Origin of the sequence: Brevibacillus sp. HB2.2 (assembly GCF_013284275.1) — a bacterium.
In the GTDB taxonomy this organism is placed as follows: domain Bacteria; phylum Bacillota; class Bacilli; order Brevibacillales; family Brevibacillaceae; genus Brevibacillus; species Brevibacillus brevis_D.
In genome coordinates this window covers 1-14105 of sequence record NZ_JABSUV010000027.1, presented here as the reverse complement: position 1 = coordinate 14105, position 14105 = coordinate 1, and the positions used below count along the sequence as shown (strand labels likewise).

The window sequence follows — 14105 nt, the reverse complement described above, 5'->3', positions numbered from 1 at the left end:
GGAGCCTCTTTTTTTCGGTCAAAAGCACGATCAGAAGATTTTCTCTTCCTCCAGCATCATTTTTTGCTCAAACGGCGCCGTTAGCACGATCAATGTATAGGAGAAGCCGAAATCTCCGGTGCGTTCCGAGAAGGCAACCAATTCCTCCGTCGACCTTGTTACCACTTTCAGCATGTAGTTATACTCCCCACTGATCCGGTACATGTCCGTCACTTCCGGCGATTGCTTGCAGAAATCGATGAACGCCGCACATTGCTTGGTGCGGAACATGACAAATGCAGTCGTGTGCTTACCCAGCTTTTCTTGAGAGATCGACGCGTGGTAGCCCGTAATGATTCCCTGCTCCTCGAGACGACGGACCCGCTCCTTCACGGCAGGCTGCGTCATCCCGATGATTCTCCCCAGCTCCGCGAACGGTATCCTCGAATTTTCGTGCAACAAGCTCATGATTTTGTAATCAATTTGGTCCACGCAGATCATCCTTTCAAATCCATAAGTGTTTTCTGCCAAATAACTTGTATATAGAAATCCTCTTATCGAAAACACCTTTGTTTATGTATGTAAATTATAGAAATCGTTTTGTAAAATGTCACTACATCAATTTTGTTAGCTCGAGGAGTGAACCACCTTGCCCAAAAAATTTTTAATCCTATTGCTGGCCTTGGGAGAATTTATGATTGGCACTGCCGAGTCAATCGTGACCGGAATCATCGGCATGATCGCAGATGACACCCATGTCTCCCTCTCCCTCGCTGGTCAGTTAGTGACCGCCTTTTCCCTGGCCTTTGCCTTTGGGGCTCCGGTCTTGATTGCGCTCACCGCGGCAGTAGAACGCAAAAAACTCATCCTTTGGACACTGTTTTCTTTCATAGTGGCAAACCTGCTCGCATCCATAAGCCCAAGCTTCTCCCTACTGATGGTATCCCGCATTCTGCTAGGGCTTTGCGGAGGCATCTACACTGTGGTAGCTCTCGCGCAAGCTGCTAACATGGCCTCCCCAGAGAAAAAAGGCAGCTCCATCGCGATCATCCTCATGGGCTTCAGCCTCTCGCTCGTGCTTGGGGTTCCACTTGGTACCATGCTGGGAGACATCTGGGGATGGCGTCCTGTTTTCGCGCTTATTGCCGTCCTAACACTGATTCCCTTCTTTGCCATCCTCGCCTTTTTGCCGAAGCAGCAGGGGGAAGAAACCGTCCCGCTACGCAAACAGTTGGCCGCACTCCGCAACAAACGGGTGATTCATGCGCTATGTATCTCTTTGTTCTTTGTCACAGGGTATTCCACCGTCTATACCTACATTACTCCGCTTCTACAGAGCACTTCCGCCATGACGACTGCTTGGGTAAGCACCACGCTTTTCTTGGCAGGCCTCGCTAGTGTGGCTGGCTCGCGGATCGGAGGCGTCTCCACCGACAAATGGGGGATTCGCCCCACGCTGTATGTCAGCTTGCTTCTCCATGCGGCTATCCTGCTGATCCTGCCGCTGTCTTCGCAACTGTTCACGTGGGCAATCATCACGGTTATGTTCTGGGTCGCTGCCGTGCAAACCACCGTTCCAGCCCAGCAGTACTATTTGATCACGCTGTCCCCTCACTCTTCGCAGGTGGCCCTCAGCATGAACACCTCGGTTTTTCAGCTTGGGCTGGCGCTGGGAGCAGGACTTGGTGGAGCGATCGTAGACCATGCAGGTATTGTTCACATCAGCTGGGTCGGCGGTCTGCTCGTCCTCGTCGGCTTTGGCTTTGCATGGGCTTCGTTTGCTCAGGAAAAAAGGCAGCAAAGCTTGCGAGCGTAAAAACGTAAACATCGCACGGAAGGCGAAAAAACCCGCCAAGGCTTAACGCCCGAGCGGGTTTGCTTTTTTCATCATTCCATCGACTAAACCAACGCTGGTTTTTTCTCCAACATGGTGCCTTCCTGCGCGTAACGTACGTGCCAGGAGAATACTTTTTCCAGTACGTGCGGAGTGTGTCCGCCACGTGTGAGTGCTTCCTCGTAGTACGCCATCAATTGATCGCGGTACATCGGATGCGCACAGTTCTCGATAATTTTGATGGCTCTCTGGCGCGGAGCCAAGCCTCTTAGGTCAGCCAAGCCTTGCTCAGTGACGATAATATCTACATCGTGCTCGGTATGATCCACATGGGAGGCAAACGGAACGATGCTCGAGATGTTTCCACCTTTGGCAATCGACTTGGTTACGAAAATACCCAGACGTGCGTTACGAGCAAAATCACCAGAACCGCCGATACCGTTCATCATTCTCGTACCCGATACATTGGTCGAGTTGACGTTGCCGTAAATATCCGCTTCAATCGCGGTATTGATCGCAATCAGACCGAGGCGGCGAATCAGCTCTGGATGGTTCGTGATTTCTTGCGGACGCAACAGCAGCTTGTCCCGGTATTGGGCGAAATTCTCGGTGACATGCTTCATTTTTTCAGCTGTCAGCGTGATCGAACAGCCAGAGGCAAACGAAATTTTACCTGCATCCAGCAAATCAAACACCGCATCCTGCAACACTTCCGAGAAGACAGTCAGATCCGTGAATTCCGAATCCAAAAATCCGTTGAAAACCGCATTCGCTACCGATCCAATCCCCGATTGCAATGGCGCGAGATTGTTCGGCAAGCGTCCCTCTTTTACCTCCTGACGCAAAAACTCGATCAGATGAGCCGCAATCTGCGCCGTTTCTTCGTCCGGCTCCACAATCGTCGACGGAGAATCCAACTGATTCGTCAGGACAATCCCTTTTACTTTATCCGGATCGACAGGAATCCCTGCTGTGCCGATTCGCTGATCCACGGACGTGAGCGGAATCGGTTCACGCTCTCCTTTTTTTGCGGGTGTATAAATATCATGGATGCCTTCCAACTCCACCGATTGAGCCATATTCAGCTCAATGATGACATGCTTGGCATTTTCTACGAAAATATTGGAGTTCCCCACGGACGTAGCCGGAATGATCATGCCCTCTTCTGTAATTGCAACCGCTTCCACAATCGCGTAGTCGACCGCGTCTATCGCTCCCTGACGAATCGCTTCCGCTGTATGAGACAAATGCTGGTCAACGAACATCATGCTGCCATCGTTGATTTTTTTGCGCATAACCGGATCAGCTTGAAAAGGCAATCGCTTGTTGATGATCCCCGCTTCCGCCATCACGGCATCCACATCGGAGCCGAGTGAAGCTCCTGTATATACGTTTACGCCAAAAGGCTTGTTCTCTTTTTTCGCCAGCTCAGCCAATGCGAGCGGCACGACCTTGGCATCACCAGCACGCGTGAAACCACTTAACCCGATCGTCATGCCATCCTCAATCCATCCTGCTGCTACCTCAGCCGTCACGATTTTATCTGCCAGTCGTTTATCGCGTAAGCGTTCCCACATCATTGTGACCTCCCATGCCATCTTTGTTGCCTTTTACACTAGCACATGGATTCTGAGCGAGCACTCGATTTTCAGCAAAACAGAATATTTACGCGGCTATCAAGAAAAAACGACAGCGAACCGTTCTCATTTGTCAGATATTTCAGAAGCCGAGCAATTGCCGAAACGAGCTGGCGTACGACTGGCTCACAGGAACTCTCGTCTTTTGCTTATCCTTCATTTCCAATAAAAACGTCGAATGAAAATGCGGGTGAATAAAGCCGATCGATTCCATATTGACGAAATAGGAACGATGACAACGCACAAATCGCTCTTGCGGGAGCATGTACTCCAGTTCAGCCATGTTGTATTTGTTCGCATATGATCCACTAACCGTGTGCAGAAGCGTTTTTCCATCATGAGAGCTAATATAGACGATCTCTGTTAACGGAATAGGCAGCCAGCCAGCCTCCCCTTTTCCGACCAAAAACGATAGACGCGCCTCCGGATTTGTCAGCGGAACGCTTTGAGGTGGATAGATGGCGGTAATACAGCCCACGACCTGACCATTTCGCACTAGTGGAAGCGAGAGTCCGTAGTACGGCACACCAAAAATACGACTCTCCACCTGATGCCCTACCTTCCCCATTTCCAAGAGGGCTTGATGTGTAGCCGAGCCAATGGGAACGAGATCCCCTGGCGTAATTTTCAGATCAATATTCGAACTCGGTTGATAGTACAAGTATTGTGAGCCGTCCGAGATTGCAATCGATACCCCGTCTGGCACGACTTCCCCAATCATTTGCAGCACCTCTGGAACCAATCTGTCCTCCATGCTGATTCCTCCTGCTCGTGTTATTGCTTTTCCCTATCTTCTATCTCCTATCTTCTATTAAAACACATTTCCCTACCACCAAATCAATCCTTGTCTTTCCTCTCTATACAAGCGAATCCATCCGATTACAGTCAGGCATTGTGCTATCATGAGATTACAAAACATTCACGATTGTTTAAGCAAAGGCGGTGCAGCATGGACCACACCATTGTCTTGATTGCAAAAGGAACGGACACTCTCGAATTTTTGTTAAAAGAACTGCGGGCTTATTTCGAGCCGTATTGTAAAGTCGTCGGTTATGCCAGCCATGAGCACATTCCCGATTTGAGCGGAGTCGATCATGTCTTTATCACAACCAAATCCCCGGAGCTGTACACAGTTGCCCGTCAAGCTGTTGCTGACTCCGTACCCATCACGGTTTTAAACCGTTTTTTCGAGTTGCACAAAATGAAAGCCCTGATGCAGATCCCTCCGGGGACGACCGTCCCTGTTATGAACAATTCGCCAGTTTCCGCACAGGAGGTCATCCAAAATCTATTAGAGGCGAACGTCGATCATTTGAATTACGTTCCCTTTCACCCTGGATGTACATTTGATGATCTCGAATTTCAATACGCCATCATTATGAGCGTTCCTGACGTACCTCTTCCTCCTCATGTGGAGGTGATCGATCTCGGTTTTCGCAAAATCAGCATTCATGACCTGATTGATACCGGTCGCAAGGTAGGGGTGCCCAGTGAATGGGAGCGCGAGTACTTGTCTGCCTTCATTGTAGAAATGTCTGAGCTCGCGAAAATGCTCGGCACCTCCTACGCAGAAGTACAGAAGCTTAACAGCCAGCTGCAATCTACCTTTCAGGCAGTCAAAGACCCCGTGATCGCTTGCAATGAACAAGGTCTGATCACGTTTATAAACGACGTCGCCGTTGAGCTGTTTTGTCCACATGCATCTACCATTGTTGGACAACCGTACACGGTATTGAAGGAGCACAGCTTGCTGAAGCCCTTTTTTGAGCAGGAAGATCAGGAGGACGCCCTCGTAACCATTGATCACAAACAATTTATCGTCAGCAGTCAAAGCATCCGCCGCAAGCATGAGCATTTAGGCTTCGTTTGTACGCTAAAAGACGTGACTGAAATCCAACGCTTGCGAACCACGCTTACGTTGCGCGGCCATACAGCCACCTACTCCTTTTCCGATATCAAAGGACAAAGCCAACCACTGCTCCAAGCCATCGAGCTCGGCAAAAAGATGGCAAAAAACAATCAAACGATCCTGCTGACAGGCGAAAACGGAACGGGAAAAGAGCTGTTCGCCCATGCCATTCATCAGCACTCGCTACGCAAAAACGGCCCCTTTGTCGCAATCAACTGTGCCTCCTTACCGGAAAACCTGCTGGAGAGCGAGTTGTTTGGCTACGAAGACGGTGCCTTTACAGGAGCACGAAAAGGCGGAAAGCCCGGCCTGTTTGAGCAAGCGGATGGCGGGACGATTTTTCTCGATGAGGTGGGGGACATCTCTGGGGCCATTCAGGTCAAGCTGCTTCGCGTGCTGCAAGAAAAGCAGGTCATCCGCGTGGGCGGTACGGGAATTCTTTCTGTGGATTGCCGCATCATCGCTGCTACCAATCGCGATTTGGAAGACGCTGTTTCCCAAGGAAGCTTTCGCGAGGACCTGTTCTATCGTTTGGCTGTCCTGCCGATCCAGATTCCCGCTTTGCGTGAGCGAATCAGCGATATTCCCCTTCTCATCGAGGAGCATCTGGAGCAGCAAGGTATTCGCAAAACATGGTCGCCAGAAGTCATGGAGCTATTCAATCGCCATGACTGGCGGGGGAACATTCGCGAACTGAAAAATGTCGTCGACTATGCCATTACAGTAAGCGAGCATCCTGTCATCGGCATTCAGGATCTCCCCAAACGATTGACGGATAGCCTTTTCAAAAAGCAGCAGACGGCTTCTATCCCCCAATTGGACGACAATCGTGATCTGGATATTTTGTATTGCTTGCATCATTATTACGTATCCAACAAACCAATCGGGCGTTATCAATTGGCGCACTCCCCTGAGCTACAATCGGTAGGCTGGACGGAGAGCGCACTGCGGCATAAGCTGAAGCTGTTAGAGCAGCAAGGTTTGGTGCGTTCAGGCACAACCCGACAAGGAACCTCCATCACCCCTGCGGGTATCGAATTGTTGCGAAAACACGGGCGGATTTAGCATCCGCCTATTGAATAATAGGATGTATTAGGCTGCATAAAACCTAATAAACATTCCTAAAGCTCATTTTCTTCCCTTCCCTTGCCGTTGAAAATACACTAAAAACCCTTATATTCGGGAAATTTCGACACTTGGCACGACCCTTGCTTGTCATAAGCAAAAAAAGCGAGGTGACCTCATGTCTACACATCCATTGAAACCTGCAAAGAAACGTTTTTCTGTGCCGCATACCTATGCCATCCTCTTTATCATCATCATTTTGGCAGCCTTGGCTTCCTACGTGCTTCCGGCTGGTGAGTTCGATCGCGTCAAGGACGCTGCCTCAGGCAAAACCATCGTCGTCAACGGTAGCTACCATCCTGTAGAAAGTGATCCGGTCTCGTTCTTTGACATGTTCAAAGCGATTCCAGAAGGGATGCAAAAAGGTGCGCAAATCATTTTCTACATCTTTATTGTAAGCGGTGTATTCGGAATCATCCGCCAGACCGGAGCGATTGAAGCCGGGATCAATAAAGGTGTCCGACACTTGGAAGGTCGGGAAAAGCTGCTCATTCCTGCTTCCATGTTCCTTTTCTCCATCGGTGGCTTCACCATGGGAATGGCAGAAGAAAGTATCATTTTCGTTCCAATCGGTATCGCGCTTGCTCGTGCAATGGGCTTTGATGCCGTAACAGGTACAGCCATGATCACTATGGGGGCGGCAGCTGGCTTCATGGGCGGAATGATCAATCCATTTACAGTTGGGGTGGCGCAGTCCCTCGCGCAATTGCCGCTCTTCTCTGGTCTTACCTTCCGTGCTGTTGTGTATGTCTTCGTGCTCGCTTTTGCCATCTGGTACGTCATGCGCTATGCGTATCGTGTCAAAGCAGACCCGACCAAGAGTGTGCTTTATGGCGTGGAGAATCACGCAAGTCAAGAACAGGCAACAGTAGACATTCCCGATCTGAATGCACGTCACAAGCTCGTTTTCCTGGTAATGGTCTGTGGCCTCGCCTTCAACGTATACGGTGTATTCAAGTACGAATGGTTCCTGACCGAGCTTACCGCTTCCTTCCTGATCATGGGCCTTGTTGCTGGTCTCGTCGGAGGTTTGTCGGTCAATACGCTGTTTGATTCCTTCGTCGCTGGTGCGAGAGCCGTTACGTTTGGAGCGCTGATCGTCGGTTTTGCCCGCGCAATTACGGTCGTCTTGGAAGACGGAAAAATTATCGATACGATGATTAACAGTCTGACTTCGGCGATTGGTCATTTGCCAGATGCCGTAAACGTCCTGGCTATGTTTGTTATTCAAGCCTTTCTCAATCTCTTCATTTCTTCCGGTAGTGGACAGGCAGCGACAACAATGCCGATCATGGTGCCGATTGCGGACTTGCTCGGCATCCAACGTCAGATTGCGGTTCTTGCCTTCCAATACGGTGATGCGGTAACCAACTCCATTATCCCGACTTCTTCTGCGTTGATGGGCTATCTGGCTGTTGCAGGCATTCCGTATGAGAAATGGGTCAAATTCATTTGGAAGCTGCTAGCAGGTTGGGCCGTGATCGCCTCAATCGCGCTCATTGTAGCAGTGACAATCGGCGTTTCGTAACAAATGAGCTATTCATTAAACTGGCTGCGTCAAGTAGATTGGCGTAGCCTGCGCTTCACTTATCGACTACTCACGAACAAACCGATGGAGGAACCATGCGCACAACGATCAAACAATTGCAGCCCGCCATTTTTTCTCTATACGAGCATTTACACCAGCATCCAGAGATAAGCTGGGAGGAAGTCCAAACCACCTCATTCATTGCTGACTTCTTGAAAAAACACCATTGCCACGTCACTACCTTTGATGACGTGACGGGAGTGGTTGGCGAATGGGGCGATCTGACGCCAGGAAAATTGACTGTAGGCGTACGAGCAGACATGGACGCCCTTTGGCAAGAAGTAAACGGCGTCTTTACCGCGAATCATTCCTGCGGACACGATGCGCATATGACCATGGCATTAGGCGTCCTCATGGTTCTGCAAGCAATGGACGTCCAGCTCCCTGGGCGCCTAAAGCTCATTTTCCAACCAGCAGAAGAAAGCGGAAATGGCGCACTTGCGATGGTGAACAAGCAGGTAGTGGACGATATTGATTTTCTGTACGGTGTCCACCTTCGTCCCATTCAGGAAATCCCGCGCGGCACCGCTGCTTCTGCCATCCTGCACGGAGCGGCAGGTACAGTATTCGGGCACATCAAGGGTGCCGATGCTCATGGCGCACGGCCTCACCTCGGAGTCAACGCTATCGAGGTAGCCGCTGCGATTGTCGAGCAGTTAAAAGGCATTCATCTCGATCCGCTCGTCCCTTATTCCGTCAAAATGACGCAGCTTTCCGCCGGCAGCAAAAGCAGCAATATCATTCCGGGCTCGGCGCAGTTCCACTTGGACTTACGCGCACAGACGAATGAAGTCATTCACGCCCTATTCGCCCGTGTCGAGCACATTTTGCAGCACGTTTCCCGTCTATATGAAGTTGAGCTGTCTTACGAGATCACTGAACGCGTCTATGCGGCGGAAGTGAACGAAGAAGCGAGACTGATCATGGCGGATGCCATTACCCAAACCTTGGGGGCAGAAAAGCTCGAACCGCCGATTCAGACACCGGGCGCGGAAGACTTCCACTACTACACCAAGGAACGTCCACAGCTTCGTGCGACCATGCTTGGTTTAGGCTGTGGCCTGACACCAGGACTTCATCACCCGCAGATGACTTTTGAAAAAGAAGCGCTGCTAGACGGCATCGAGATTTTGGCAAGAACGGTATTGAATACGTTTGAGCGACAATCCAAATGAACGGTTGAGGAGAGATGAATATGAAAATCGAACGCGTGGACCTGCAACGAATCAAAATTCCGTTGAATTCCCCTTTTGAGACGAGCATGGGAGTCGAAACCCACAAGGAATGCATTCTGGTGCGTGCGCACAGCGGTGCCCATGTCGGCTTCGGTGAAAGTGTCGCGATGGACGTCCCTGTTTACAACGAGGAAGATGTCGATACGGTCTGGTACATGCTCGAAAAGTATTTGATCCCGCAGCTGTTTTCACGGGAGATCGAGCATCCTGATGATGTATCCCGCCTCTTCTCTTGGATGCGCCGCAACCACATGGCCAAAGCCGCTTTAGAAGGTGCCGTCTGGGATTTGTACGCCAAAATGAACGGTCTCTCCCTCTCCCAAGCATTGGGCGGAACTCGGACGACGATCGACGTCGGTGTGAGTATCGGAATCGAGCCGACCATCGAAAAACTGCTGCAACGCGTAGAAGGCTTCATCCGTGACGGCTACAAAAAGATCAAAGTGAAAATCAAACCGGGCTTTGATGTCGAGCCAATGCGTGCGATCCGCAACACATTTGGACCAGATGTTCCACTGATGGCGGACGCAAACTCTGCGTATACGCTGGCAGACATGGAGATGCTGAAGGCTTTGGACGGCTTCGGTTTGATCATGATTGAACAGCCATTGGCTCATGATGACATCATCGACCATGCGACCTTGCAAAGAGAACTGAAAACGCCGATCTGCCTCGATGAAAGTATCCATACAGTAGAAGATGCCCGCAAAGCTCTCGAGCTCGGCAGTTGCCGGATTATCAACATCAAAATCGGTCGCGTAGGCGGTCTGACAGATGCCAAGAAGATTCATGACCTGTGTGAGAAACGAGGCGTACCTGTATGGTGCGGAGGAATGCTGGAGGCAGGAATTGGACGGGCGCATAATATCGCGATGGCCTCGCTTAGCAACTTCACGATTGCCGGCGATACATCCCCTTCGCATCGCTACTTTGCGGAAGATATCGTGACACCCGTTATCGATTTTGCAGCACCTGGCTTGCTGGCTGTACCGACAACGCCAGGGATCGGTTTTGACATCAATGAGTCTGCCATTCGCAATGCCCTGATCGAGCATAAAAGCTACTATGCAAATCAGGAGTCTACTACGACAGTCATTCCGACCTGGTAGACCACATTTATCGATTCGAAGCGAAAAAGAACAGAGAGTGCCCATTGGCCTCCCTGTTCTTTTTATTTGTGAGAGTTTATTAATCCGTAATCGTCAAAAGCTTGCACAAATTATGCTCGGCAAGAGCTCGCTTCTCCGGCGGGAACCGCTTTAAGAGATCCAACGCAGCATACGGAAGCTTCAATGCATGAGGATCGCTGTAGAGCCTTTCCCAGTATAGAGGTGAAAAAATTTCCTCGAAAGCTGGCTCCTTCACCTCATCCTCTAAAGTGAACGGAGGAACATGGCGATTCAAATAGATTTGAAGACGATGGTTTACGATACCAGGCTTCACAATATCCTCATAACCGAATCGCTCTAGATCTGTTAACGCATGAGCCTGTGTGATGTTATGAACGACCTCGCTTGCCAAATGATAGCGTACCCCGTTAATATCACGCGGCGGTATAACCAAATGTAGCTCAGCAAACGCCCGCTCTGCCATCTCTGCAGTTGTATGGTAAGGTGCAACTTCGTCGTCTTTGACATCATCAATCGTCATGCCATGGTAATTCTCGATGCCCCAATAACGGTCTTTCCTGTCTTCTGTCGTCGCTTGGAGAATCCTGACTAGGCCACCCACCACAGTCGGAGTGATCATATCAGGGCGTTCGCGCAGTGCTTTTAATGCCAACACACCTAGTGCTAGTCCATGGCCTGATGTCCGAAGCTGCTTCACATTTTGCTGGAGGCCATTGATAACGTGCTGTAACAAGGAGGGGTCAGCTTTCTCGTCTTGATCTAGTGGAACAAACCATTCAGGTTTTTGCTTGCGGAAGGATTCGCATGTCCGCTCAATACCCTCTTTTACATGTTCAGGGAGATCGTGCTCACGATCCATGAAGTACCCTGCCAATAACGCTGCCCCATAATGACCGTCGAACCATCCCGCTACAGCTGCACGTGCCATTCCCGTAATGCCAAGCTCCAAGTAAGAATCAAGTAATCGCATATAACTTCCTCCTTTTTCCATTTATGCACCCATAATATAACATACATTTTTGTTTGTAAAGTATGATATTTTAGTTTTTGCACACATGAAAAAAGGCCCCGGATATCCCGAGCCCTTCATCTACTCGCTATCATTTTCCTTACTTAATCCAGCTTAAATTCTACTTCGTCTGTCTCTGGGCGATAATCGACAATCAGCCCTTTTCCATTCATATACCACAGCTCATCTTTTTCCATATAAAATGTGATGCCATCCTCTACTGCCGAAATGCCGATTTCATTCGGCAACTCTTTGGCAATCCCCATCGAGAATGAATCCTGGACCGTACTAACGCCTCCGTACCGGACAAAAAAACGAATGCTGTCTCCTTCTTTGCATCCCCATTCTTCCCGAAACCATGCTACCGCTGCTTTAGTGATCGTCATGTTCATGAGTACAACCACTCCTCTCTGCCTATAGTTTACCTCAATTTAGAGATATTAGAAACATAAATGTATGTTAAATGGAATTGCTCCACTATTTGAAAAAAGAACCGATTCCCTACTCTGGGAACACGGTTCTTTCCATCTGTTTACGGCTTTATTGGAAGTGTAACCAAAAAACTGGTTCCGATACCTACCTCACTGCTGACCTGAATTTTTCCGTGGTGAGCATCCACGATCCATTTGGCAATGGAAAGCCCCAAGCCTGTTCCTTCTGTCGCACGAGAGCGCATTTTATCCACCCGAAAGAAGCGATCAAACAAATACGGAATATCCTCCTTGGAAATCCCGATCCCACTGTCTTTTACGAGAATCGAAACGCGGCCGCCTTCCTTTTTGCAAGAGACATAAATCCGGCCATCTTCGTTCGTGTACTTCAAGGCATTGTCCAGCAAGATAACCATAAGCTGATGCAGACGTTCTTGGTCCCCCATCATCTCAATGGGTTGCTGGATGTCTGTTTCGAGGCGAATTTCCCGTGCGATGGCAAGCTGTGCAAAAACCTGGGTGCATTTGATCGCTACCTCGTCTAAGCACAGCGCCTGATTCATGATCTGCAATTCGTTAGAATCACTGCGAGCCAGTGTGAGCAAATCCGAGACGAGCCTGCTCAAGCGCTTGGCCTCCTGCATCCCAATCATGATTTTTTCACTTTCCTGCTCAATCGTATGATCCGGGTGTTTGAAAAGCCTTTCTAGATTGACCATGATGGCCGTGAGCGGCGTCCTCAACTCATGAGAAGCATCGGCAATAAACTGCTGCTGTTTTTCCCACGAGACTTGGATCGGAATCAGTGCCCTTCTCGCCAAAAACCACCCAGCCACAATCGCAATGACAATACTGATAATGTCGCCGATCATGACAACGTATAGCAAGCTGTCCAGCACGTTTTGCTCAGGCGCCAGATTGTAAACCAGTTGAAACTGGTACGCGGTCTGTATCCGATTGCCTACAACGACCTTTTTCGGAACAGTAACTGTCTGCACGCGGTAGATTTGTCCATTCACTGTTTTTGTTTCGATTCCGTCTGCTTTTCCGTTATGCTGGAATTTTGCATACTCCTCTGGCTCCAGCCTATCACTAAATGCCGTCCCGATGACACGACCAAAGCTATCCCAGACGAGCAAAACATATCGGCGATCTAGATCGTTAAACTTTTTCCTCTCCTGACGGTTGTATGGAAAAGGGTCGTCTTCAATACGATGGAGTCGAGGCAAAGCATCAACTGCCAGCCTTTGGCTGACTTTGGTCATTTCTCGGTCCACCTGTGAATAGAGACGGTACTTCATCGTGTAGTAGACTGCGCTACCCAGCCCGTTCAACAAGAGAAGCACCACTACTACGTTCAACGTTACGAGCCGAACCCTCGTTTTTCGAAACATCATTTGTTTTCCTTTTTCAAAATGTAGCCCACATTGCGGATCGTTCGGATGAAACCTTCGTAAGCACCCAGCTTTTTACGCAGGTAGTGGACATACAAATCGACCACTCCGTAATTCGCTTCTGAATCAATTCCCCATACGCGGTCAAAAATTTGTTGGCGCGTCAATATTTGCTCCCGATTTTGCAGGAAGTACTTAAGTAGCTCGTACTCCTTCGTGGTTAACTTCATCGGCTCATCATCAACAAACCCGTCATATTCATTTATCTTCAGCGACAGAGAACCGTACGTCAGCTCGCCTTCTGTGTTCTGTTTCCCTTGCCGACGCAAAAGGGCTCTCACTCTCGCCGTCAGTTCTTCGGCCGCAAAAGGCTTGACCAAATAATCGTCTGCTCCGGCATCCAATCCCTCGACTCTCGACTCTACGCTATCTTTTGCCGTTAAAAATAAAACCGGCGTCATTATCCCTTTTGTACGCAACGTTCTCACCAGTGAAAGACCATCCATTCCTGGCATCATAATGTCTAGGACTAGCAAATCGTAGATGCCGCGTTCCGCCAATAACAAGCCGTCATCTCCGCGGTCTGCCATATCCACCTGATATCCTTCATCGGCCAGGACTCCTGCAATTGTCTGAAGCAGCGCTTTTTCATCCTCCACTGCAAGAATAAGCATATTGATCCCTCTTTCATTTGAAAAAGCTGTATGACATTCAGCATAGCATAATCGACTGGAATCACAATAATGACCACACTCGCCGATCTTGGCTGTGCACACGCTCCTTTTATTAGAGCACGTATTTTTTTGAATCAGATTTGTAGGTACTGGCGGAAAT

Annotated in this window: 12 protein-coding genes; 5 read left to right on the top strand and 7 right to left on the bottom strand. The window is 49.5% G+C overall.

The window, feature by feature from the left end; translation table 11 throughout:
• Positions 1 to 30: 30 nt before the first annotated feature.
• A complete protein-coding gene (locus tag HP401_RS30795) occupies positions 31 to 471 on the bottom strand; it encodes an Lrp/AsnC family transcriptional regulator (RefSeq protein WP_012684114.1) in 441 nt (146 codons plus the stop codon).
• Between the two features lie 157 nt (positions 472 to 628).
• Here HP401_RS30795 and HP401_RS30790 point away from each other — a divergent pair, with 157 nt between their 5' ends.
• Positions 629 to 1795, top strand: coding sequence for an MFS transporter (locus HP401_RS30790; RefSeq protein ID WP_173606184.1), 1167 nt, complete (start codon positions 629 to 631; stop codon positions 1793 to 1795).
• Positions 1796 to 1878: 83 nt separating this feature from the next.
• Here the strand turns inward: HP401_RS30790 and scpC are convergent, their stop codons facing one another.
• Positions 1879 to 3390 carry a succinyl-CoA:acetate CoA-transferase ScpC gene (gene scpC, locus HP401_RS30785; RefSeq protein ID WP_173606230.1) on the bottom strand — a complete coding sequence of 504 codons (1512 nt, stop codon included), beginning with the start codon at positions 3388 to 3390 and terminating at the stop codon, positions 1879 to 1881.
• A 142-nt stretch (positions 3391 to 3532) separates the two neighbouring features.
• Positions 3533 to 4204: a LytTR family DNA-binding domain-containing protein gene (locus tag HP401_RS30780; protein WP_173606183.1), complete on the bottom strand. Its 672-nt coding sequence runs from the start codon at positions 4202 to 4204 to the stop codon at positions 3533 to 3535.
• A 195-nt stretch (positions 4205 to 4399) separates the two neighbouring features.
• On the opposite strand from HP401_RS30780, the gene HP401_RS30775 reads away from it, so the two are divergent.
• The 4 genes from HP401_RS30775 (at position 4400) to menC (ending at position 10416) form a co-directional block, all read left to right on the top strand.
• Positions 4400 to 6424, top strand: a complete 2025-nt coding sequence (locus HP401_RS30775; protein WP_173606182.1) for a sigma-54 interaction domain-containing protein — start codon at positions 4400 to 4402, stop codon at positions 6422 to 6424.
• Positions 6425 to 6602: 178 nt separating this feature from the next.
• Positions 6603 to 8012 (top strand): YfcC family protein, encoded by a 1410-nt coding sequence (locus HP401_RS30770; protein ID WP_173606181.1) that lies wholly within the window; start codon positions 6603 to 6605, stop codon positions 8010 to 8012.
• Between the two features lie 95 nt (positions 8013 to 8107).
• Positions 8108 to 9247, top strand: a complete 1140-nt coding sequence (locus tag HP401_RS30765; protein WP_087345789.1) for a M20 peptidase aminoacylase family protein — start codon at positions 8108 to 8110, stop codon at positions 9245 to 9247.
• Between the two features lie 20 nt (positions 9248 to 9267).
• Positions 9268 to 10416: an o-succinylbenzoate synthase gene (menC, locus tag HP401_RS30760; RefSeq protein WP_173606180.1), complete on the top strand. Its 1149-nt coding sequence runs from the start codon at positions 9268 to 9270 to the stop codon at positions 10414 to 10416.
• A gap of 79 nt (positions 10417 to 10495) precedes the next feature.
• Here menC and HP401_RS30755 read toward each other — a convergent pair whose 3' ends face one another.
• The 4 genes from HP401_RS30755 to HP401_RS30740 form a co-directional block, all read right to left on the bottom strand.
• Positions 10496 to 11407, bottom strand: coding sequence for a hypothetical protein (locus tag HP401_RS30755; RefSeq protein WP_173606179.1), 912 nt, complete (start codon positions 11405 to 11407; stop codon positions 10496 to 10498).
• 143 nt (positions 11408 to 11550) lie between these two features.
• Entirely contained in the window at positions 11551 to 11838 is a 288-nt protein-coding gene (locus tag HP401_RS30750; protein WP_142498562.1) for a HesB/YadR/YfhF family protein, read from the bottom strand.
• Positions 11839 to 11978: 140 nt separating this feature from the next.
• Positions 11979 to 13274, bottom strand: a complete 1296-nt coding sequence (locus tag HP401_RS30745; RefSeq protein WP_173606178.1) for a sensor histidine kinase — start codon at positions 13272 to 13274, stop codon at positions 11979 to 11981.
• Entirely contained in the window at positions 13271 to 13945 is a 675-nt protein-coding gene (locus HP401_RS30740) for a response regulator transcription factor (RefSeq protein WP_173606177.1), read from the bottom strand. Before HP401_RS30740 ends, HP401_RS30745 begins: the two co-directional genes overlap by 4 nt.
• Positions 13946 to 14105 lie beyond the last annotated feature (160 nt).